15 protein-coding genes and 8 pseudogenes are annotated in these 20,592 nt (G+C 33.2%); 4 read left to right on the top strand and 19 right to left on the bottom strand.

The genetic code is table 11. The features are described from left to right. Positions 1-40: 40 nt before the first annotated feature. The 13 genes and pseudogenes from ABLV90_RS09270 to ABLV90_RS09210 form a co-directional block, all read right to left on the bottom strand. Positions 41-166, bottom strand: coding sequence for a hypothetical protein (locus tag ABLV90_RS09270; RefSeq protein ID WP_460872531.1), 126 nt, complete (start codon positions 164-166; stop codon positions 41-43). After that, on the bottom strand, positions 147-1,268 hold the full coding sequence (gene auxB / locus ABLV90_RS09265; RefSeq protein ID WP_460872530.1) for a lipoteichoic acid stability factor AuxB: 1,122 nt from the start codon (positions 1,266-1,268) through the stop codon (positions 147-149). The genes ABLV90_RS09270 and auxB overlap by 20 nt, the downstream gene beginning before the upstream one ends. Before the next feature lie 73 nt (positions 1,269-1,341). Then, a pseudogene (locus ABLV90_RS09260) lies at positions 1,342-2,416 on the bottom strand (ABC transporter substrate-binding protein). Then, positions 2,416-3,225 carry an ABC transporter permease gene (locus tag ABLV90_RS09255; RefSeq protein ID WP_460872529.1) on the bottom strand — a complete coding sequence of 270 codons (810 nt, stop codon included), beginning with the start codon at positions 3,223-3,225 and terminating at the stop codon, positions 2,416-2,418. Before ABLV90_RS09255 ends, ABLV90_RS09260 begins: the two are co-directional and overlap by 1 nt. 5 nt (positions 3,226-3,230) lie before the next feature. Then, a pseudogene (locus tag ABLV90_RS09250) lies at positions 3,231-4,037 on the bottom strand (ABC transporter permease). Beyond that, positions 4,024-5,124: an ABC transporter ATP-binding protein gene (locus ABLV90_RS09245; protein WP_460872528.1), complete on the bottom strand. Its 1,101-nt coding sequence runs from the start codon at positions 5,122-5,124 to the stop codon at positions 4,024-4,026. Before ABLV90_RS09245 ends, ABLV90_RS09250 begins: the two are co-directional and overlap by 14 nt. Positions 5,125-5,136: 12 nt before the next feature. Then, positions 5,137-5,676, bottom strand: a complete 540-nt coding sequence (locus ABLV90_RS09240; RefSeq protein WP_427704980.1) for a helix-turn-helix domain-containing protein — start codon at positions 5,674-5,676, stop codon at positions 5,137-5,139. Between the two features lie 166 nt (positions 5,677-5,842). Next, on the bottom strand, positions 5,843-6,121 hold the full coding sequence (locus tag ABLV90_RS09235) for a UPF0223 family protein (RefSeq protein WP_427707657.1): 279 nt from the start codon (positions 6,119-6,121) through the stop codon (positions 5,843-5,845). A gap of 150 nt (positions 6,122-6,271) precedes the next feature. Continuing rightward, positions 6,272-7,679, bottom strand: a pseudogene (lpdA, locus tag ABLV90_RS09230) (dihydrolipoyl dehydrogenase). 3 nt (positions 7,680-7,682) lie between these two features. Continuing rightward, positions 7,683-8,981: pseudogene (locus ABLV90_RS09225) on the bottom strand (dihydrolipoamide acetyltransferase family protein). 150 nt (positions 8,982-9,131) lie between these two features. Next, positions 9,132-10,109, bottom strand: a complete 978-nt coding sequence (locus tag ABLV90_RS09220; RefSeq protein ID WP_460872527.1) for an alpha-ketoacid dehydrogenase subunit beta — start codon at positions 10,107-10,109, stop codon at positions 9,132-9,134. 3 nt (positions 10,110-10,112) lie between these two features. After that, a complete protein-coding gene (pdhA, locus tag ABLV90_RS09215) occupies positions 10,113-11,225 on the bottom strand; it encodes a pyruvate dehydrogenase (acetyl-transferring) E1 component subunit alpha (protein WP_460872526.1) in 1,113 nt (370 codons plus the stop codon). A gap of 264 nt (positions 11,226-11,489) precedes the next feature. Then, positions 11,490-12,116 (bottom strand): YkyA family protein, encoded by a 627-nt coding sequence (locus tag ABLV90_RS09210; RefSeq protein WP_069816410.1) that lies wholly within the window; start codon positions 12,114-12,116, stop codon positions 11,490-11,492. 126 nt (positions 12,117-12,242) lie between these two features. Between ABLV90_RS09210 and def the strand changes: the two genes are divergently transcribed. Next, positions 12,243-12,794 carry a peptide deformylase gene (gene def, locus ABLV90_RS09205; RefSeq protein ID WP_460872525.1) on the top strand — a complete coding sequence of 184 codons (552 nt, stop codon included), beginning with the start codon at positions 12,243-12,245 and terminating at the stop codon, positions 12,792-12,794. A gap of 59 nt (positions 12,795-12,853) precedes the next feature. Here the strand turns inward: def and ABLV90_RS09200 are convergent, their stop codons facing one another. Then, a complete protein-coding gene (locus tag ABLV90_RS09200; RefSeq protein ID WP_285322953.1) occupies positions 12,854-13,126 on the bottom strand; it encodes a hypothetical protein in 273 nt (90 codons plus the stop codon). 509 nt (positions 13,127-13,635) lie between these two features. Between ABLV90_RS09200 and ABLV90_RS09195 the strand changes: the two are divergent. Together ABLV90_RS09195 and rnjA are read left to right on the top strand one after the other, a co-directional pair. Then, positions 13,636-13,850: pseudogene (locus tag ABLV90_RS09195) on the top strand (DNA-dependent RNA polymerase subunit epsilon). Next, positions 13,850-15,701: pseudogene (gene rnjA / locus ABLV90_RS09190) on the top strand (ribonuclease J1). The pseudogenes ABLV90_RS09195 and rnjA overlap by 1 nt, the downstream one beginning before the upstream one ends. Positions 15,702-15,890: 189 nt before the next feature. On the opposite strand, the gene ABLV90_RS09185 reads toward rnjA, so the two are convergent. The 5 genes and pseudogenes from ABLV90_RS09185 to ABLV90_RS09165 all read right to left on the bottom strand — a co-directional run bounded on the left by ABLV90_RS09185 (position 15,891) and on the right by ABLV90_RS09165 (position 19,943). Beyond that, positions 15,891-16,442: an HAD hydrolase family protein gene (locus ABLV90_RS09185; protein WP_460872873.1), complete on the bottom strand. Its 552-nt coding sequence runs from the start codon at positions 16,440-16,442 to the stop codon at positions 15,891-15,893. A 43-nt stretch (positions 16,443-16,485) separates the two neighbouring features. Next, positions 16,486-16,617 (bottom strand): hypothetical protein, encoded by a 132-nt coding sequence (locus ABLV90_RS09180; protein WP_460872524.1) that lies wholly within the window; start codon positions 16,615-16,617, stop codon positions 16,486-16,488. Between the two features lie 196 nt (positions 16,618-16,813). Further along, positions 16,814-17,473 carry a potassium channel family protein gene (locus ABLV90_RS09175; RefSeq protein ID WP_002508010.1) on the bottom strand — a complete coding sequence of 220 codons (660 nt, stop codon included), beginning with the start codon at positions 17,471-17,473 and terminating at the stop codon, positions 16,814-16,816. Between the two features lie 97 nt (positions 17,474-17,570). Continuing rightward, positions 17,571-18,588 (bottom strand): annotated as a pseudogene (locus ABLV90_RS09170) (cytochrome d ubiquinol oxidase subunit II). Then, positions 18,588-19,943 (bottom strand): annotated as a pseudogene (locus ABLV90_RS09165) (cytochrome ubiquinol oxidase subunit I). Before ABLV90_RS09165 ends, ABLV90_RS09170 begins: the two co-directional pseudogenes overlap by 1 nt. A gap of 202 nt (positions 19,944-20,145) precedes the next feature. Here ABLV90_RS09165 and ABLV90_RS09160 point away from each other — a divergent pair. Beyond that, a complete protein-coding gene (locus ABLV90_RS09160) occupies positions 20,146-20,376 on the top strand; it encodes a glutaredoxin family protein (RefSeq protein WP_285322949.1) in 231 nt (76 codons plus the stop codon). Positions 20,377-20,592: the final 216 nt, after the last annotated feature.

Below are 20,592 nucleotides of genomic sequence, written 5' to 3'. Positions count from 1 at the left end.
GAATACCAAATTGAATTATTATAAAACAACACAACTTTTATTATGATTTGTCTTTTGTTTCAGAATCATTTTGTTCTTCAGATGTTGTATCTTGTGTTTCTTCAACATCTTGTGAAGTCATTTTCTTACGTTCTTCAAAATTCTTTCTACGCTGATTTGCTTGCACTCGGTTGTTGTTTACGTTTTTCTTTTTCACGTTTTCTGCGTTCTTTTTTCTCTTGTTTAATACGTGCTTTTTCTTCAGCTTTTTCTTGCTTCAATCTAGCGACTTCTTCAGCCTCTTCTTGTTTACGGCGTTGTTGTTCTTCTTGCTCAGCTTGTTTTCTTTGTTGCGCTTCATACGCTTCTTGTTTACGGCGTTGTTCTTCTTCCACTATACGTTGATTTTCTAATTCTGTTTCTTTAGCTTGTTGTTCTTGTTGCTCCTTCGTTACTGCATCTTTGCTACTTTGATCTTCGTTGGCAACTGCTTCACCATCTTCATTATATACATTGCTAACTTGACCGAAATCATCTTCTGTACTTTGACTGTCATCATCAACATTATTGTGTTTTCTTTGCTTATAATTATACTTTGCTTGTCTAGAAAGTACTTGTGGTTCTTCATCAGATGCATTGTTTTCAGAGTTTACTTTTTCTGCAACTTCAGAGCTATAACCGCCTCTTCTTAATTGATTATCATTACTTTGTTGTTCTACGTCAGAAGTTTGTTGCTTTTCAATATATTGAGGTGAGTTTGGTTCTGATTGTTGCTCATAGTTTGAATAACGCCCTTGGTACCCTTCTGCATAATATGCGGGCACTGTTTCTACTTTTTCTTTTCGTGCAAACATCATGATTGCCACGATTAAAAATAGGATAGGAATAATTAATGGTACAAATAGCAACACTAATGGCAACGTCACTATCGTTGCGATTAAGAATAAGAATCCTGATAAAATTCTTATATTCATTGAAATTAAGGCTAAAAATGATAAAAGCAAGCAGACAATGAAATATACTATAATCGCCCACACGCCATTTTGTAGCCAAATTACAAATTGGATTGTGTTTAATCCATTATTCGCTAATATTTGTTGAACAAAATCATTGCCATTCAATGAAGTCTCCAAATTTTGTATTGATGCTTCACTACTAAAAGATACTAGTGCAATAAACATCGTAATAATGGTTAGTAATAATAAGAATATCCAACTCAACCAACCTAATACTTTTTCTGCTAGTCGACTCACCGGACGTCTAACTTGAGTATATTGCTCTCCTGACATGTCTTTACAACTCCTTATATTGCTTGTCAAACTATTATATCGAATTAACGATCAAATAACTACTAACTATGACTTATTTTAATGACATTTTAAAATTTAAAAATCTTTCATTATATTCACTTAACGCCTCTTCACCTAAATCTTTATAAACTTCTAAATTGGCTTGTTCTTCCTTTGTTGGATAAAACCGTTCATCATTTTTTATGCTTTCAGGCAATTGAGTTCTTGCTGCCTTATTAGGTGTCGCATAGCCCACCCATTCTGTATTTTGTTTACTATGTTCAGCATCTAATAAAAAGTTCATAAACTTATAGGCACCTGCTTTATTTTGTGTGGTCTTAGGTATAACCATATTATCAAACCACAGATTTGAACCTTCTTTTGGAACTACATAATCAAACTCTTCATTTTGTTGTACAATTGGAGTCGCAACACCGCTCCATACCACTGCAATATTTGCTTCATGCTGTTCTAACATCATTGAAATTTCATCACCTACCACGCCTTTAACATTAGGTCCTAAACGCGTTAAATCTTTCTCAGCTTCTGCTAAATATGACGAATGCGTCTCATTTATACTATAACCTAATTTATTTAAAGCTACACCTATCATTTCTCTCGCACCATCTACTAATAATATATCATTTTTATATTTTGCTTTATAAAGCTGATTCCATGACTCAAAATTATCATTTGGATATACATTTTTATTGTAAATAATACCTACAGTACCAAAAAAATAAGGTATTGAATACGTATTATCTTCATCAAATGGCATATCAAGATAATCTGCATCAAGATTTTTCATATTAGGTAGTTTCTCATGATTTAGAGGTAATAACAATTGTTGTCTTTTCAATTTTTGAACTGTATAGTCACTCGGAAAAGCAACATCATAATGAGTGCCACCATTTTTAATTTTGGCTTCCATCGCTTCATTTGAATCAAATGTTTCATAAACGACTTCTATTCCTGTTTCCTTTTGGAATTGTTTTAATAAACTAGGATCAATATATTCTCCCCAATTATAAACATAAATTTTTTCACCAGTCTCAGAGTCGTTGCTTTGAAGTGAATCTTTGGCTGATAAATAAACATATCAAACCAACGACAATAGAAATTATAATTAACTGTAAAAAACGTTTCATTATAATATACCCCGTTTCACTTGTTTTTTATGCTTAAGTATTTTTTTAATAAAATAATACCCTAGTATACTTAACATAATACCAACAAATAAAATGGTAGATATTGCATTAATTTCCATGCTAATACCTTTTCTTGCCATTGCATAAACTTCTACGGAAAGCACACTAAATCCATTACCAGTAACAAAGAAACTGACAGTGAAATCATCTAATGAATAGGTCAACGCCATAAAAAAGCCCCCGGTAATTGTCGGCATTAAATGAGGCAACATTACCTTATTCAATACTTGAAACTCCGTGGCACCTAAATCACGAGCCGCGTTTAATGTATGATTATTCATTTCATACAATTTAGGTAACACAATGATTACCACAATAGGAACACAAAAAGCAATGTGTGAAATAAGTACCGTTATCAACCCAAGACCTATACCAGTAAAATGTCCTATAGCAGTAAACATAATTAAAAATGAAGCGCCAATAACAACATCAGAAGATACCATTAAAACATTATTTAATGTAAGTAATGAAACTTTTAATTTCTTGTTTTTTAAATGATATAAGCCAATTGCACCTAATGTTCCTATTACAGTAGCACATCCAACGGCTAATAATGCTACACCAATCGTATTAAAAATGACAGACATTAATCGGTCATTATTGAATAACGATTGATAATGTTCCAAAGTAAAGCCATCAAAATGAACCATATTACCAGCGACATTAAACGAATAAACCATTAAAAATAATATTGGAGCATATAAAATAGTAATTAATATACCGATATATAATTTGCCATACCATCTCATATGATTCACCTTTTCCTATTCGTAACATTAGTATTCGTAATAATTAAGATGAACGCCATAAATACGATTAAAAACAACGCAATCGTTGAACCCATTCCATAGTTTTGTATCACTAGAAATTGTTCTTCTATGGCTGTCCCAATATTAATCACTTTATTACCTGCAATAAGTCTCGTAATCATAAAAAGCGACAATGCTGGTATAAACGTGACTTGAATTCCTGTCAGTACACCTTGCTTCGTAAGTGGTAGGATGATTTTTCTAAATGTTGTTAGCTTATTCGCACCTAAATCACTTGAAGCTTGCAAAATATTTTCAGGAATATCCTTCATACTATTAAAAATAGGTAAAATCATAAATGGAATATAAATATAACTTGCTACTATTAAAAAAGCGAGGAACAGTAAATAACAATTCCATTTTAGGCAAATGTAAAAAATTCATTATTTGATTGATAATACCATCATGACTGAAAATGCCTATAAATGCATAGGTCTTCAGTAGTAAATTAATCCAAGTTGGTACGATGAGTATAAGTAACCATATATTTTGATGTTTAGATGAACTTATAAAATACGCAGTCTGGATAGCTTATAAGTAGCGTTATACACGTAATTGCTGCAGACAAAACATACCGAGTCCCAAATCATCGTGAAATATTTCAATGAAATCATCTGTTTATAATTTTCCAATCCAAAATGCCCTTGCATATCAATAAACGAGAAATAAACAAGAAGCATCACAGGAACAACGATAAATAAAACCATCCACATTATATAGGGTATAAATAAAAATATATTAATCTTGCGCATAATCGATTTCCTCGTAACTTTCAATACGCTTATCAAATTCAGCTTCACTTTCACCTGGTACCATAATATGAATTGCTTCTGGTTCAAAGTATAAACCAACTTTACTATTAAGTTCTGCTTTTTTAGTAGAGTGAATCAGCCATTCGTAACCTTTACTATCAATGCAATTGATTTCATAATGTACACCTCTGAAAAGCATAGAAACAACTGTCACTTCGAATAAACCTTGCTCCAGTTGAATCAAGGATATATCTTCCGGCCTAATCACTACTTCTACATGCTGTTGTGATGGTATACCCATGTCTACACATTCTAAATCTTGACCGTAAATATTCACAATATAGTCCTTTATCATTGTGCCTACAATAATATTTGATTCTCCTATGAAATCGGCAACGAAACGATTTACTGGTTCGTCATATATATCAGTTGGCGTGCCAAATTGTTGTATTTTACCATTTTTCATTACAAATATATAATCACTAAGCGCTAACGCTTCTTCCTGATCATGTGTAACAAAAATAAATGTTATACCTAATCTAGATTGTATTTCTCTTAATTCATACTGCATTTGCGTTCTTAATTTTAAATCAAGTGCTGATAAAGACTCATCTAATAATAATATTTCTGGCTCATTCACGATTGCACGTGCAATTGCAATACGCTGTTTTTGCCCCCCACTCATACCTTCAATTGTTCTATTTTCATAGCCAGTGAGTTTAACAAGATTTAATGCTTCTTTCACTTTTTTATTAATGGCACTTTTGTTCATTTTCTTTAATTTTAATCCAAAAGCAACATTATCATATACATTTAAATGCGGAAATAATGCATAGTCTTGAAATACTGTATTCACCTTGCGTTTGTTTGTTGGTATATGATTAATTGACTGATTTTGATATATAATATCGCCTTCATCGGCTTGTTCAAATCCTGCGATAAGTTTTAAAATTGTTGTTTTACCACAACCGGAAGGCCCAAGTAATGTATAAAAATGACCTGACTCAATATCTATATTAATTTTATCTAATATGGGTGTATCATCATAAGCTTTACTTACAGCATTAAACGATAATAACGGATTCATTTGTGCTTCCTCCTATAAATATGATGCGGTTGCAACAATCATAACTCGAGCTTCATTTGGTGTAGAATTAATTAATCTATGTTCTTGCTTTGCTTTAAAATAAAGCGCATCTCCCATTTCAGCATGAAACGCATTACCACCTAACATTAATGTAACTTCACCCGCTAAACAATATATAAATGTATCCGAATTTGAAGGTTCAAAATTTTTATATGCAGTATTTCCATTTAAAGTAATTATAAGTGGTTCCATTTCAAACTCATTAGATTGCGAAATTGGCCAATGAAGTATATAGCCTTTGTCATGTTCATCATAAGTAACTTGTGATGCCTTTTTATATAATACTTTCGGTTCTTCAGGCTCTTTGAAAAAATCACTTGCGCTTGTACCTAAAACATCTAAAATATTCAAAAATGTTTCCATACTTGGTGAAGCATATTGATTCTCAATTTGAGAAATATAGCCTTTTGATAAATCTGTGCGTTCAGCTAAGTCTCCTTGAGTGAGATTTTTTATTTGTCTTAGTGTTTTAATCTTCTTACCTATATTCATCATGACATCCTTTATATAAATTAACTTTTTAGGATTATACGGCATTTTATGATGTGCACTACACTAAAATTTCGCAAAAATAAAAAAGCTATATACTGTTTACTTTTATCAAACATTTTATTTAATGCTTAATAAAAATATCAGAATATAGCTTATATGACAATAGTTATTTTTTAGTTGCACTAAAAAACTTTTGACTGTTGTCAGTTTGAACTGTTTTTACTGCTTGGTAACTATTATATCCACTACTTTTTTCGAATTCTTTAAAAATCTGTTTTTCTTCTGCTTTTCCAGGAACGATTGTTTTGAATTGTCTGTAACGATCTAATAATAATTTACCTTCTACTTCTGATTCATAAAAAGATTCTACAGCATTGAAAAATGATACAACTTGCATCATTTCATCATTTGACCAATCAAGGTCTATCGGATATTGATACTCCATATAAGTATCCCTCCTACTTTTCATCAAATATTTTAGTTTCTTTTAGATGTTATATTTTAAAATAAAAAAAGGGAGCGGGACAGAAATCAAAATTTGATTTCGTATTCCCGCCCCCACAAGGCTATCGTTATATCTGTTACAACAATGAAATTACATTGTGTGTACTGGTAAACCTATAGCTTTTTCAGCGACTTCCATAGACATTTCACCTAACGTTGGGTGAGCGTGTACAGTTAATGCTAAATCTTCAGCATTCATTCCGACTTCGATTGCTAAACCTAACTCAGAAATAATATCAGAAGCGCCAGTACCAACTACTTGGGCACCTACTAATGTATTATCTTCTTTAAGCGTAATAAGTTTAACAAAACCAGTAGTGTCATCTAATGATAACGCACGGCCGTTAGCCGCATAAGGGAATTTAGAAGCAGTAATTTTTAATCCTTCTTCTTTAGCTTGAGCTTCTGTATAACCTACTTGAGCAAGTTCTGGCTCAGTGAAACATACAGCAGGCATACCGATGTAATCTACTTCTGATGCTTCACCAGAGATTACTTCAGCTGCTACTTTAGCTTCATAGCTTGCTTTATGCGCAAGTGGTAAACCAGGAACGATATCACCAATTGCAAAAATGTTTTCGATTGAAGTACGGCTTTGTTTGTCTACTTCGATTAATCCACGTTCTGCAAATTTAAGACCTAATTCTTCTAAGCCTAATTCATCAGTGTTAGGACGACGACCTACAGTAACTAATACATAATCAGCATCGATTGTTTGTTCTTCGCCATTTACTTCGTAAGTTACTTTAACGCCGTTTTCAGTTTCTTCAGCAGATTTAGCCATAGCTTCAGTTACAATGTCAACGCCTTTTTCTTTCATACCTTTTTTAACAGGTTGCGTCATTTGTTTTTCAAAACCGCCTAAGATATCTTTAGCGCCTTCTAAAATAGTAACTTCTGAACCAAAGTTTGCAAAAGCAGTTCCAAGTTCAGAACCAATATAACCGCCACCAACAACTACTAATTTACCAGGAACTTCTTGTAAATTTAGAGCGCCAGATGAATCAATTACACGATTTCCAAACTCGAAGTTAGGGATTTCAATTGGTCTTGAACCAGTTGCAATAATCGCGTTTTTAAAGTTATATGTTTGAGCACTTTTCTCATCCATAACACGTAAGCTATTGTTATCAACAAAGTAAGCTTCGCCTTTAACGATTTCTACTTTATTACCTTTTAACAATCCTTCAACGCCGCCAGTTAATTTTTCAACTACTGATTGTTTGAATTCTTGAACTTTATTAAAATTAAGTGAAACACTTTCAGCAATAACACCTAAATTTTCTGAGTTCTTAGTTTCATCATAACGGTGTGAAGCGTGTAACAATGCTTTAGAAGGAATACATCCAACATTAAGACATACGCCACCTAATGTGCCTTTTTCAACGATTGTTACTTTTTGACCTAACTGTGCTCGCACGAATTGCTGCAACATAGCCTCCTGGTCCTGCTCCGATTACAATAGTGTCTGTTTCAATTGGGAAATCTCCAACTACCATATTTTACCCCTCCATTAATAATAATTCTGGATTATTCAATAAACGTTTGATATGATTCATAGCATTTTGGCCAGTAGCACCATCAATTTGTCTGTGGTCAAAGCTTAATGATAATGATAATACTGGTGCGGCTATTATTTCTCCATCTTTAACAATTGGTTTTTGTGCAATACGGCCAATGCCTAATATAGCTACTTCTGGGTGATTGATTACTGGAGTGAACCATTGTCCACCGAGCAGAACCGATATTACTAATCGTACATGTAGCATTTTTCATTTCATCTGCAGCTAATTTTCCGTCACGTGCTTTAACAGCAAGTTCGTTAATTTCGTCTGAGATGCTGAACATTGATTTACGGTCTGCATGTTTAACAACAGGAACTAATAATCCTCTGTCAGTGTCTGCAAGCAATACCGATGTTCCAGTAATGTTTGTGTACAATCTCGCCAGCATCTTCGTTAAATGAAGTGTTAAGCGCTGGATATTTTTTAAGTGCAGAAACAAGTGCTTTAACAACATAAGGTAAGAAAGTTAATTTAGTACCTTGTTCAGTCGCAACTTCTTTGAATTTTTTACGGTGATCCCATAATTCTTGAACATCAATTTCATCCATTAATGTTACGTGAGGCGCAGTGTGTTTTGAGTTAACCATTGCTTTACCAATTGCTTTACGCATTGCAGGTATTTTCTCAGTTGTTTCTGGGAATTCGCCTTCTGTAGAAACTGGTGTTGATTGTGCTCGCACTTGAAGTTTCTTCAGTTGTTGTAGCCGCACTTTCATTTGAAGCTGCTTCTCCGCCACCATTTAAGTATGCGTCCACGTCTTCTTTAGTTGTACGGCCATTTTTACCTGAACCTGAAACAGCTTTAATGTTAACGCCATTATCACGAGCATATTTACGAACTGAAGGCATTGCTTTAACACGTTTGCTTTCATCTATTTCTTCGTCTTTAGAAGCTTGTGCAGGTGCTTCTTCTTTAGTGCTTTCTTCTGCAGGTACTTCTGTTTCTTCACTTGCTGAATCGTCACTTTCACTACCTTTGAATTGCATTTCTTCTGCATCTGGTGAATCGATTTTTACGATTGTGTCACCAACAACTGCTACAGTACCTTCATCTACTAGTACTTCTTCAATAGTACCTGAAACAGGTGATGGGATTTCAACAACTGATTTATCGTTTTGTACCTCAGCTAAAATATCGTCCTCTTCAATTGTATCTCCAGATTTAATAAACCATTTTACAATTTCACCTTCGTGGATACCTTCACCAATGTCGGGTAATTTAAATTCAAATGCCACGTTATTATCCTCCTAAAAATTCATATTAAGTCAAAAATTAGAAATTGAGCGATGAACAATTAAGTCACTATCTCATGCTATAAATATAAATTTGGATGAAGTAGGTGTATCAACTAAACTGATATCATCCTACTTCATTAAATATATATATTAAAATTCTAAAGTTTCTTTCGCTTTTTCAATGATGTCGTTTTTGTTTGGTAACCAAACATTTTCAGCTTGTGTAAACGGATAGACTGTATCTGCCGCCGCAACACGAGCGATTGGCGCTTCTAATGAAAGAATAGAGCGTTCTGCTAATTCAGAAACAACTTGTGCTCCAACACCGACTTGACGTTGCGCTTCTTGGATTACTACAGCACGTCCTGTTTTTTCTACTGAAGCAACAAGCGTTTCGATATCGATTGGTTGAACTGTACGTAAGTCAATAACTTCTACTGAATAACCATCTTTTTCTAACTCTTCTGCTGCTTTTAATGACTCTTGTACCATTGCACCATATGCAATAAGTGTAATGTCATTACCTTCTTGTTTCACACTTGCTTTACCAATTTCGATTGTGTACTCTTCTTCAGGTACTTCATCACGGAAAGAGCGGTATAATTTCATATGTTCTAAATATACAACTGGGTCATTACTTCTGATTGCTGAGATTAATAATCCTTTAGCATCATACGGATTAGACGGAATTACAACGTGTAAACCTGGTGATTGAGCTAAAAGACCTTCTAAGTTGTCAGCATGCAATTCTGGTGTATGAACGCCACCACCAAATGGTGCACGAACAGTAACAGGTGATTGTTTAGAGTTACCAGAACGGAAACGCGTACGCGCAATTTGTCCTGCTATAGAGTCGAATACTTCAAATACAAATCCTAAGAATTGTACTTCCATTACTGGACGGTATCCTTGAGTAGATAAGCCTAAAGCTAGACCACCAATACCAGATTCAGCTAAAGGTGTATCAAATACACGGTCTTCACCGAATTCTTTTTGTAAACCTTCAGTTACACGGAAAACACCACCGTTAACACCGACGTCTTCACCGAAAAGTAAAACATTTTCATCGTTTTGTAATTCGGTTTTAAGCGCGTTGTTAATCGCTTGAACCATTGTCATTTGTGCCATCGGTTACTTCGACTCCTTCTCTTTATAGATTTCATATTGCTCTGCTAAATGTTGAGGCATTTCTTCATACATGTTTTCCATCAAGTCAGTAACTTTTTGTTTTTCAGTATTATCTGCCTCTTTAATAGCAACTTTAATTTCAGATTTTGCACGTTCGATAACTTCATTTTCTTTATCGCCAGTCCATAAACCTTTATTTTCAAGATATTTTCTGAAACGAACTAATGGATCCTTTTTCTCCCATTCAGAATCTTCATCAGATGTTCTGTATTTCGTTGGGTCATCTCCAGCCATAGTATGTGGACCATAACGATAAGTGATTGTTTCAATTAAAGTTGGACCTTCACCATTAACAGCACGATCACGCGCTTCTTTAGTTGCTTGGTATACTGCTAAAGCATCCATACCATCAACTTGAATACCTGGGATACCAACTGCAATAGCTTTTTGAGCTAATGTAGTAGCGACAGTTTGCTTGCTACGTGGCGTTGAAATCGCATAATTGTTATTTTGTATAACGAAAATTGCAGGTGCTTTATATGCAGAAGCAAAGTTAATACCTTCGTAGAAATCACCTTGTGACGAACCACCATCACCAGTATAAGTAATTGCTACAGCACTTTTACCACGTTTTTTAATACCAAGCGCTACACCAGCAGTTTGAACATACTGTGCACCGATAATAATTTGTGGGCTTAATGCGTTAACGCCTTCAGGCATTTGATTACCTTTAAAGTGTCCTCTTGAGAATAAGAAGGCTTCAGTTAAAGGTAAGCCTTGCCAGATTAATTGTGGAACATCACGATAACCTGGTAATATAAAATCTTCTTGTTCTAAAGCGTATTGTGAAGCTAATTGCGAAGCTTCTTGTCCTGCTGTAGGAGCATAGAAACCTAATCTCCCTTGTCTATTTAATGAAATAGAACGTTGGTCAAGAATACGTGTCCAAACCATTCTCTCCATTAATTCAACTAATTGCTCGTCTGATAAATCTGGTACTAGATCTTCATTAACGATGTTACCATCTTCATCCAAGATTTGGATCATTTCAAATTGAGATTCAGTATCTTTCAATACTTTCTCTGCATCGAATTGGGCTTTTAATTTCGGAGCCATTCAATTCACCATACCTTTCCCGTATAATAGAAACTTATTTTATCCTTCAATATTGTACCACAAAACTGTTACACTGTTAAATAATTTGAAAAAGTTCTGTAATACTTAAGACAAGTACAGTTTTTAATCTGTACCACTGTTTTTCATAGCGCTGTACTACTCCAAAACCGAGTCACTATAAAGTAATTTCCTTAAAATTGTAAGCGCCCTCATATCATATGCTATAACGTAGCTATTTAAAATTCAAATTTATCGCTTTTAAATTTAAGAAAGATTGTCTACATCTTCTTTTTCTTTGTTCACTTTATTCATTGCATCCGAGTATTTTTCAAATGATTTATTCATATTTTTATATGATTTCGAAACCGCTTCTGCTTTATTGTCTATTTGCTCTTGACTCACTTCGTCACCCGAAGTGTATCCAAACATATCTTTTTCCTTATTCAAAATGTTTTTATATGCTTTGGCGTATTCATCATGTGCTTTGTATTTATCTTTAAGCGCTTGATTCAATTGTGTCACTTCTTTTTTCTTATCTTCATCGCTTATATTATCAACATGCTTTTCAGCTTTTTTAAATGCTTTTTCTGAGTTATCTAAAGCTTCTTCTTCTTTTTTAAATGTTTTTTCTCTTTCTTCAACATTGTCCACGACTTTTTTCGAGGTATCTTTCACTTCTGCTTGGTCTTTACCATTAATTTGCTCAACTAATTTTTGCTTGTCTTGTTCAAGACTATTTAATTTCTTCCCTACTGAAGATACAGGTTTCTCTTCATCAAATGCTTTTTGTACTTTTTCATTATAATCTTCTATTTCACCTTTGTCTGTTGTACACCCCGCTACTAACATTGTAGAAGCGAGTATTGCACCGATGCTATACTTTAATTTCATTTTTTGAGAAATCCTCCTTTATTTGTGTGTTATATTATATAATATTTTATAAGAAATCAAATGTATCACTGTATTTTAAGCGTTAAACTTTGGTATATTTTATATTAAGGAAGGTGTATGAACAAAATGATAACAATGAAAGATATTATCCGAGATGGTCACCCCACACTTCGTGAAAAAGCAAAAGATGTAACAATACCGCTTTCTGACGAAGATCGTGAAACTTTAAAAGCTATGCGCGAATTTTTAATTAATAGCCAGGATGAGGAAACAGCTAATAAGTATGGACTTCGCTCAGGAGTTGGACTTGTCGCTCCACAAATTAATATTGCCAAAAAAATGATAGCAGTTTATTTACCAGATGATGGTGATGGCAAAAGTTATGATTTAGCATTAGTTAACCCTAAAATCATGAGCCACAGCGTTCAAGAAGCTTATTTACCAACTGGCGAAGGTTGTTTAAGCGTAGATGAAAATATTCCAGGACTCGTCCACCGTAAATATCGAATCACGGTAAAAGCTACAGATATAGATGGTAATGACGTGAAATTACGTTTAAAAGGTTACCCAGCTGTTGTCGTTCAACATGAGATAGACCATATTAATGGCGTAATGTTTTATGATCATATTGATCCAAACAACCCACTTACGCCACATGAAGATGCAGTAGAAGTTTAAGCTATTAAAAATAATATGCCGTTAGCACATTGAGGATTTCTCAAAGCTAACGGCATTTTTTACATAAAGTCATCTCTTCGTTCAGTAAATGGTATATCTAATTTTTTGAGTTCTGTCTTTAAATCGTTTAATTCTTTAATGTCTATAAATTCTGGGTCATGATTATGTTTAACGTAATTTTGATCACCATTTACAGTATCAATTATTTCATTATAATTAAAAAACATGATTACTTGTTCTGTACGGATTTCAAAAGTGATATCTTGAAATATTTTATCGTTTCGATTTTTTTCTTTTTTAACATCTTCTATAATTCTATTCACTCGATCCATTTCTACCACCCTTACCCATCTATCGTTTCTATAATTTAATATATTACTCTATGAAATATTAAATAATAACTCTCTTTCATCATAATTAACTTTCAACGCACACTCAAGTTTTATGATGATTTATTACAGTATTTTACATAACTAAAGATTTGAATTTGCTGATTAAATATTAATTATAATAAAAATGAAATTATTTGTACTTATTAAAAGAGGCACTAAAGATAAAACTGCTTTATTTATTCTACTACATCATGTAAAATGAGAAATAACTGAAAACATATGAAACATAAGTGTTTGTAGTTTTCTAAACGAACGAACTGAAGATCTCCCTAGAAACATACTGGGCAAAAAAACTAGTATGTTCTATTTATATACAGTATCGGCGTCCATGCATAATTAGAAGTGCAGTTAATTTCAAATAACCAATGGATACTTAACACTTTTATATTACTAGGGTTTTACTATACAAAATTAAAAATCACACATGATTTTAGGAGGAAATATATAAAATGGCAGTATTTAAAGTTTTTTTCAAAAAACAAAAGAAGAAGTAATAGTACGTGAACACACACAAACAATTTACGTTGAAGGACAAACAGAAGAACAAGTAAGAAGATATTTAAAGGATCGTAACTTTAACATTGAATTTATTACTAAATTAGAGGGCGCACATTTAGAATACGAAAAACAATCAGATCACTTCAATGTGGAGCAAGCTGAATAATGAAACAAATTCACAAAAATGAAGTTGCGGTTTATGCGCTTGGTGGCTTAGGCGAAATTGGTAAAAATACTTATGCCGTTGAGTATCAGGACGAAATCGTTATTATCGATGCAGGTATCAAATTCCCTGATGATAATTTATTAGGTATCGACTATGTCATTCCTGATATTACTTATTTAGAACAGAACCAAGATAAAATTGTTGGTCTGTTTATCACTCACGGACATGAGGACCATATAGGTGGTGTGCCCTACCTATTAAAGCAAATTAATGTGCCTATATATGGTGGACCATTAGCTTTAGGTTTAATCAGAAATAAATTAGAAGAACATCATTTATTAAGAACTGCAGAACTTATTGAAATTGATGAAAGCAGTGTCATAAAATCTAAGCATTTTGAAGTTTCATTCTATCTAACTACACATAGTATTCCAGAAGCATATGGTGTTATCGTTAACACGCCAGAAGGAAATATTGTGCATACGGGTGACTTCAAATTTGATTTCACACCAGTTGGTGAACCCGCAAATATAGCTAAAATGGCAAAATTAGGTGAAGAAGGCGTACTTTGTTTGCTTTCTGACTCTACTAATTCACTTGTACCAGACTTTACGCTAAGTGAACGTGAAGTGGGTCAAAATGTTGAAAAGATATTCCATGATTGTAAAGGTCGAATCATATTTGCTACATTTGCATCAAACATTTACCGTGTGCAACAAGCAGTTGAAGCCGCAATTAAACACAATCGTAAAATTGTTACATTTGGTCGTTCAATGGAAAACAACATTAAGATTGGTATGGAATTAGGCTATATCAAAGCACCACCAGAAACGTTTGTTGAGCCGAATAAAATCAACACCGTACCTAAGCATGAATTATTGATTCTATGTACAGGTTCTCAAGGTGAACCAATGGCGAGCATTATCTAGAATTGCCAACGGGACACATAAACAAATTAAAATCATCCCTGAAGATACAGTTGTATTTAGTTCTTCACCTATTCCAGGTAATACGAAAAGTATTAACCGCACAATAAATTCACTTTATCGTGCAGGTGCTGAAGTTATTCATAATAAAGTATCTAATATTCACACTTCTGGCCATGGTTCTAAAGGCGATCAACAATTAATGTTACGTCTGTTACGCCCTAAGTTCTTTTTACCAATCCATGGTGAATATCGTATGCTAAAAGCACACGGTCAATCAGGTATTGAGTGTGGCGTTGAACCAGATAATGTGTTTATCTTTGATATAGGTGATGTCTTAGCATTGACACATGACTCTGCTAGAAAAGCTGGTAGAATTCCATCAGGTAATGTATTGGTTGATGGTAGTGGTATTGGCGATATCGGTAATGTAGTCATTCGTGATCGTAAATTATTATCAGAAGAAGGTTTAGTGATTGTCGTTGTAAGCATAGACTTCAAAACAAATAAACTACTTTCTGGACCTGATATTATCTCACGTGGTTTCGTATACATGCGCGAATCTGGACAATTGATTTATGATGCACAACGTAGAATCAAAACGGATGTTATTTCAAAATTAAATCAAAATCCAGAGATTCAATGGCATCAAATTAAATCATCAATCATTGAAACGTTACAGCCTTATCTATTTGAAAAGACTGCACGTAAACCAATGATCTTACCAGTCATTATGAAAGTAAATGAAGATAACAACCAATCATTTGCTAAGAAACCTAGCCCTAAAAATGACAAACCTAAAAACAACAACACGAAAGCACCAACAAAAAATCCAAAGCCTAACAATCAAGACAAGAAAAAAAACAATAACAATCCAAAACCTAAACCTAAAAAAGATGAAACAAATCAATCATCCGAATCATAGGTATTATAAAACAGTCCACACAATGTTTTGACATTGTGTGGACTGTTTTGCTATGACTAATCTATTTTATACAAATTGATTATTTTGCTGTGTAAAAGAGTTCTATAATTTCGACTGCTTAAGATGGTACTTTTTAAGTCTTGTACCATTGATTAACATACCTCGTTTAATTAATAGTATTTTAATGATTCACGCAACCGAAAAAGTATTGTTTTGTATTTGTTTTACATTAGAAAACGATAGCATTTCTATATTATCTCCTACGCAATAGGATTTTTGAGCATGCTTGAGTAATTCAAAATCATTTATATCATTTCCGTATGCTATATATGGTTTTGAACTAATAATCTTTATTAAAGTTGTATACTTGTTTATTTCTTTAGCTGTTATATCGATGTTATTTTCAACATTATGATAATTTATAGATAAACTATCCTCATATTTTTTCAATTGTATTTTTAAACATTCAAATAGTTTATCTGATAATCCAATTAAGATAATCTTAATTGGATTATCTATTTCACTCATCTTTAATCTTTTTGCCATTCTATCGGGATCTAACTGTTTAAATATTTTGCTATTTTCATTTACATTTGCGACGTAATCAAACGATCCATCAATTATATAATTCAAACTATTTTCATTAATCATATTTTTTAAATGTTCGTACTCATTAGAGGGGATATGTTTGATTACTGAGATGATTTTATTCTGAGAAATAATTGACCCATTACCACCTATTAAAGTTTTATTTTCAAAACCTCTAACTACAGGTAGTAAATCTCTAATTGGACGAGCGAGATGCGAATATTATTTGATGCCTTTCTTCTAACCTTTTTAATTCACTACGTATGTCTGTATCTATATCACTACCATTAAAACAAATTGTTCCATCTACATCCATGACAATAATCATATGCACACCTCCTATATTTTCGATAATATATTACCATATAACACCCTTTCATTAAAAAGAATTTATTAAAAAAGAATTTTTTCCATTTCTTAGTTTACTCAAATAAATTACTTATTATGCATCAACTAAGCAGTATAATAATCGAAACAATAAAAAAGAAGCCTCCTGTTTTGGAGACTTCTTCAATATTACTTATTTATCGAACCACTTTTTTCTCAAAACGATTTAAGTCATTATCATGCCCTATCATAATTAATATATCACCGATTTCAATACTAATATTAGGGTCAGGAGAAACTAATATTTCTTTACCTCTTTTTATAGCAATAATACTTATCCCGAATTGTGCTCGAATATCTAATTCTATAATGGTTTGGCCAGCCATTTTTTCGCTCGCTTTAATCTCTACAATTGAATGTTCATCTGCAAGTTCTAAATAATCTAACACACTTGCACTTGCGACATTGTGAGCAATTCTTCTTCCCATATCTCTTTCAGGGTGAACAACCGTATCCGCACCAATTTTATTTAAAATTTTTGCGTGATAATCATTTTGCGCTTTAGCTGTTACTTTTTTTACACCTAACTCTTTTAAAATTAAGGTTGTTAACGTGCTTGATTGTATATTCTCACCTATAGCTACGATGACATGATCAAAATTTCTGATACCTAAACTTTTCATAACAGCTTCATCTGTTGTGTCGGCAATGACAGCATGTGTCGCAATATCACTATATTCGTTTACACGTGCTTCATTCATATCAATTGCCATAACATCCATATCTAATGCGTTAAGTTCTCTTACTATACTGCCACCGAATCGACCTAAGCCGATAACCACATACTCTTTGTCCATATGCGTCCTCCAATTTAAAAAATCACGGATAAGATAGCTATTCATCAGTCTAGACGAACTAGTGAATAACTATCAATACCTCATTTTAAAAAATAATTTATTTTTTTCCTTCGACATAATCTTTGTCGAAAACAAATAATCTTAATAATAATATTAACGATGGAATGAGTAAAAGTAAACCTAAAACAAATGCAATAATTAAAGCAATGGCCATGCTACTATTAACAACGCCTTCATCTATACGAACATATGGGTATAGAATGTATGGCATTTTGTCGGCACCATATCCGAAAAATGCAAATCCCATTTGTAGTATAACAAGGATAAATGCAAATCCGTGCCATTTTTTCATTAACGTAAGTACCATAACACCTATAAAGCTTATAAAGCTTAGTAGGAACATCCACCAATAATCAGTTACTGCGCTTAAGAAATGCGCTTCGTTTTGTAGTCTTAACGATACAAATACGAATAATGAAATTGCAATCATCGGTGGCCCCCAGAACAAGAACCAATATCTTAATAAATCATATGTTGGTTTGTCTTTAGCTTTTGAAGCATAGTACGTAAGGAAACCTGAAGAAATGTATAGCACTGATATAACAGCTAAGAATACGACAGACCATGAATAAGGACTCAAGGCTAATTCAAGCCAGTCCAAATCTATATTATCACCTGAACCTGTGATAAAGCCCCCTTCTGATATTGTTAGCGTTGTAGCAAGCGCTGCAGGTATAAATAATCCTGACAAGCCGTACATTGCTAACCAAATGAGTTTTGAATCAGGTCCATAATTTTCAAATGCGTAAAAACTACCTCTAATTGTTAGTAATATTAATGCTATTGAAGCCGGTACGAGTAGTACCGTACCAAAGTATTTCGCCGCATCAGGGAAAAATCCTACGATGCCAACGAAAAAGAATACAAAGAATACGTTTGTTACTTCCCACACAGGATTTAAATAACGACCTATTAAATGGTTTATTTGTTTATCTTGTTTAGTTACTTTTGCGTGAAGTGTAAAGAACCCGAGCACCAAAATCAATAGAGGCGATAATAATATAAGAGAATAAAAATATTCCAAGTACTGTAATACCTATATAAGCAAATATCATTACTCATCACCTCTTTCTGGTGTATTTTCTTCTACATCTTTATATGCTTGGTTTATTTCTGAACATACGAATTAATACATATGCGGTAGTCACGATTAAAATCATATATAAGATACCGAATAATATTGTCACGAGTGTTAAACCACCTGCTTGAGTTGCGAGCATCAGCTACTTTAAGGTAACCACGAACCAACCATGGTTGACGACCTTGTTCAGTTAAGAACCAACCAGCTTCTATTGCAATCATTGCTGCTTGGTCCAGTTAATAATGCACCATACAATATTGGTTTTGAATAAGTGAATTTGCGTAACTTCTTAAATATAAGCGTTAATATAAACGCACCTGATATAATCAAGCAGAATACACCCATTGAAACCATAATATCAAAGTAATAGTGTACAATCATCGGTGGATGCAGTTCTTCTGGAAACTCATTTAATCCTTTCACTTCAGTGTTTGTATTATTGTCAGCCAAGAAACTGAGTATACCAGGTATTTTTATGGCACCTGATACTTCTTGTGTTTCTTCATCTAAGCTACCAAAGAATATTAAATCTGCATTGGACTCTGTTTCAAAGTGCCATTCATAAGCGACAAGTTTTTCTGGTTGCTCTTGATGTAGAAACTTAGCTGATAAATCTCCGGCTAACATAGAACCTAAAGTAAATACTACGCCAAGAATCATTGTTAGTTTCAATGCTTTTTTATGATATTCTGTATCTTTCTTGAATTTGTTTTTCAATAATTTAAATGCGGCAATTGCGGCAAGTACAAATGCCATCGTCATAAGTGCTGTAGCAACAACGTGGAACGATCTAATTAAGAACGATTCGTTAAACATTGCTGCCCAAGGTTGGACGTTAACCATTTTTCCATCTTTCATATCGAAGCCAGCTGGTGTATTCATAAATGAATTGACCGCTGTAATGAAAAATGCTGAGAATGTACCACCTATAATGACGGGAATACTAATAAGGAAATGGGTCCATTTACTCTTAAATCTATCCCATGTATATAAATAGATACTTAAGAAAATTGCTTCAAAGAAGAAAGCAAATGTTTCCATAAATAATGGTAATGCAATAACGTGACCACCCATTTGCATAAATGTTGGCCATAATAGTGATAATTGCAGTCCAATAATTGTACCTGTCACAACACCAACAGCTACCGTAATGGTATATCCTTTAGACCATCTTTTGGCTAATGTTATATATTTTGGATCATTTCTTTTTATACCTAAAAATTCAGCAACAGCAAACATTAATGGCACGCCCACACCAATCGTTGCGAATATGATATGAACCGCGAGTGTCATCGCAGTTAAAAAACGGGCTAATTCAACTGAATCCATAATATCACCTTTTTTATTTATTTGTGACAAAAATCACAACGTTTATTCATTATAAACTGCTTTACGTTGTATTGAAATAAGTTGCGTTCAAAATATAGTGACAAATTAATGACCACTTGCATGTAAGTCAAAGATTTGTAATAATTTAAAAAGTTTCTTATATTAAAGTATATCGAATTTAAAATAGGAAGGATGAGTTTTAATGGATCAAATAATTATTTATACGCAAAATGAATGCCCACCTTGTACTTTTATTAAAAACTATTTGTCAGATAAAGGCGTGTCATATAGCGAAAAAAACATCTCAAATTCCAAATATAGAAATGAAATGATAGACTATGATGCTTTCGCCACACCTTTTATCTTGTTGAATAATGAGCCGATGTACCAAATTGACATTGATAAAATCAACCATACTTTAAATATAGAATAATCATCAAGCAATGTAGCTATTCTACATTTGAATGAGTAAATCTTTCACTTCCTAAACTATATGATTTTTAGTGTTATTACAAAGTTACTGTTTAACAACATGCAATGACTTACTACGTTAATTCTTAATTTTTTTAATTCATAGCAAAATAAAAAAGCTGATAGCGCCACTATAAATGGTCTATCAGCTTTTTTCGAACTCAAATGTTCAATTATT

The organism is Staphylococcus sp. 2S1 (assembly GCF_046721335.1).
GTDB lineage: Bacteria > Bacillota > Bacilli > Staphylococcales > Staphylococcaceae > Staphylococcus > Staphylococcus equorum_A.
Note: the sequence above shows the minus strand (reverse complement) of the source record. Positions and strands in the feature narration are given on the sequence as shown.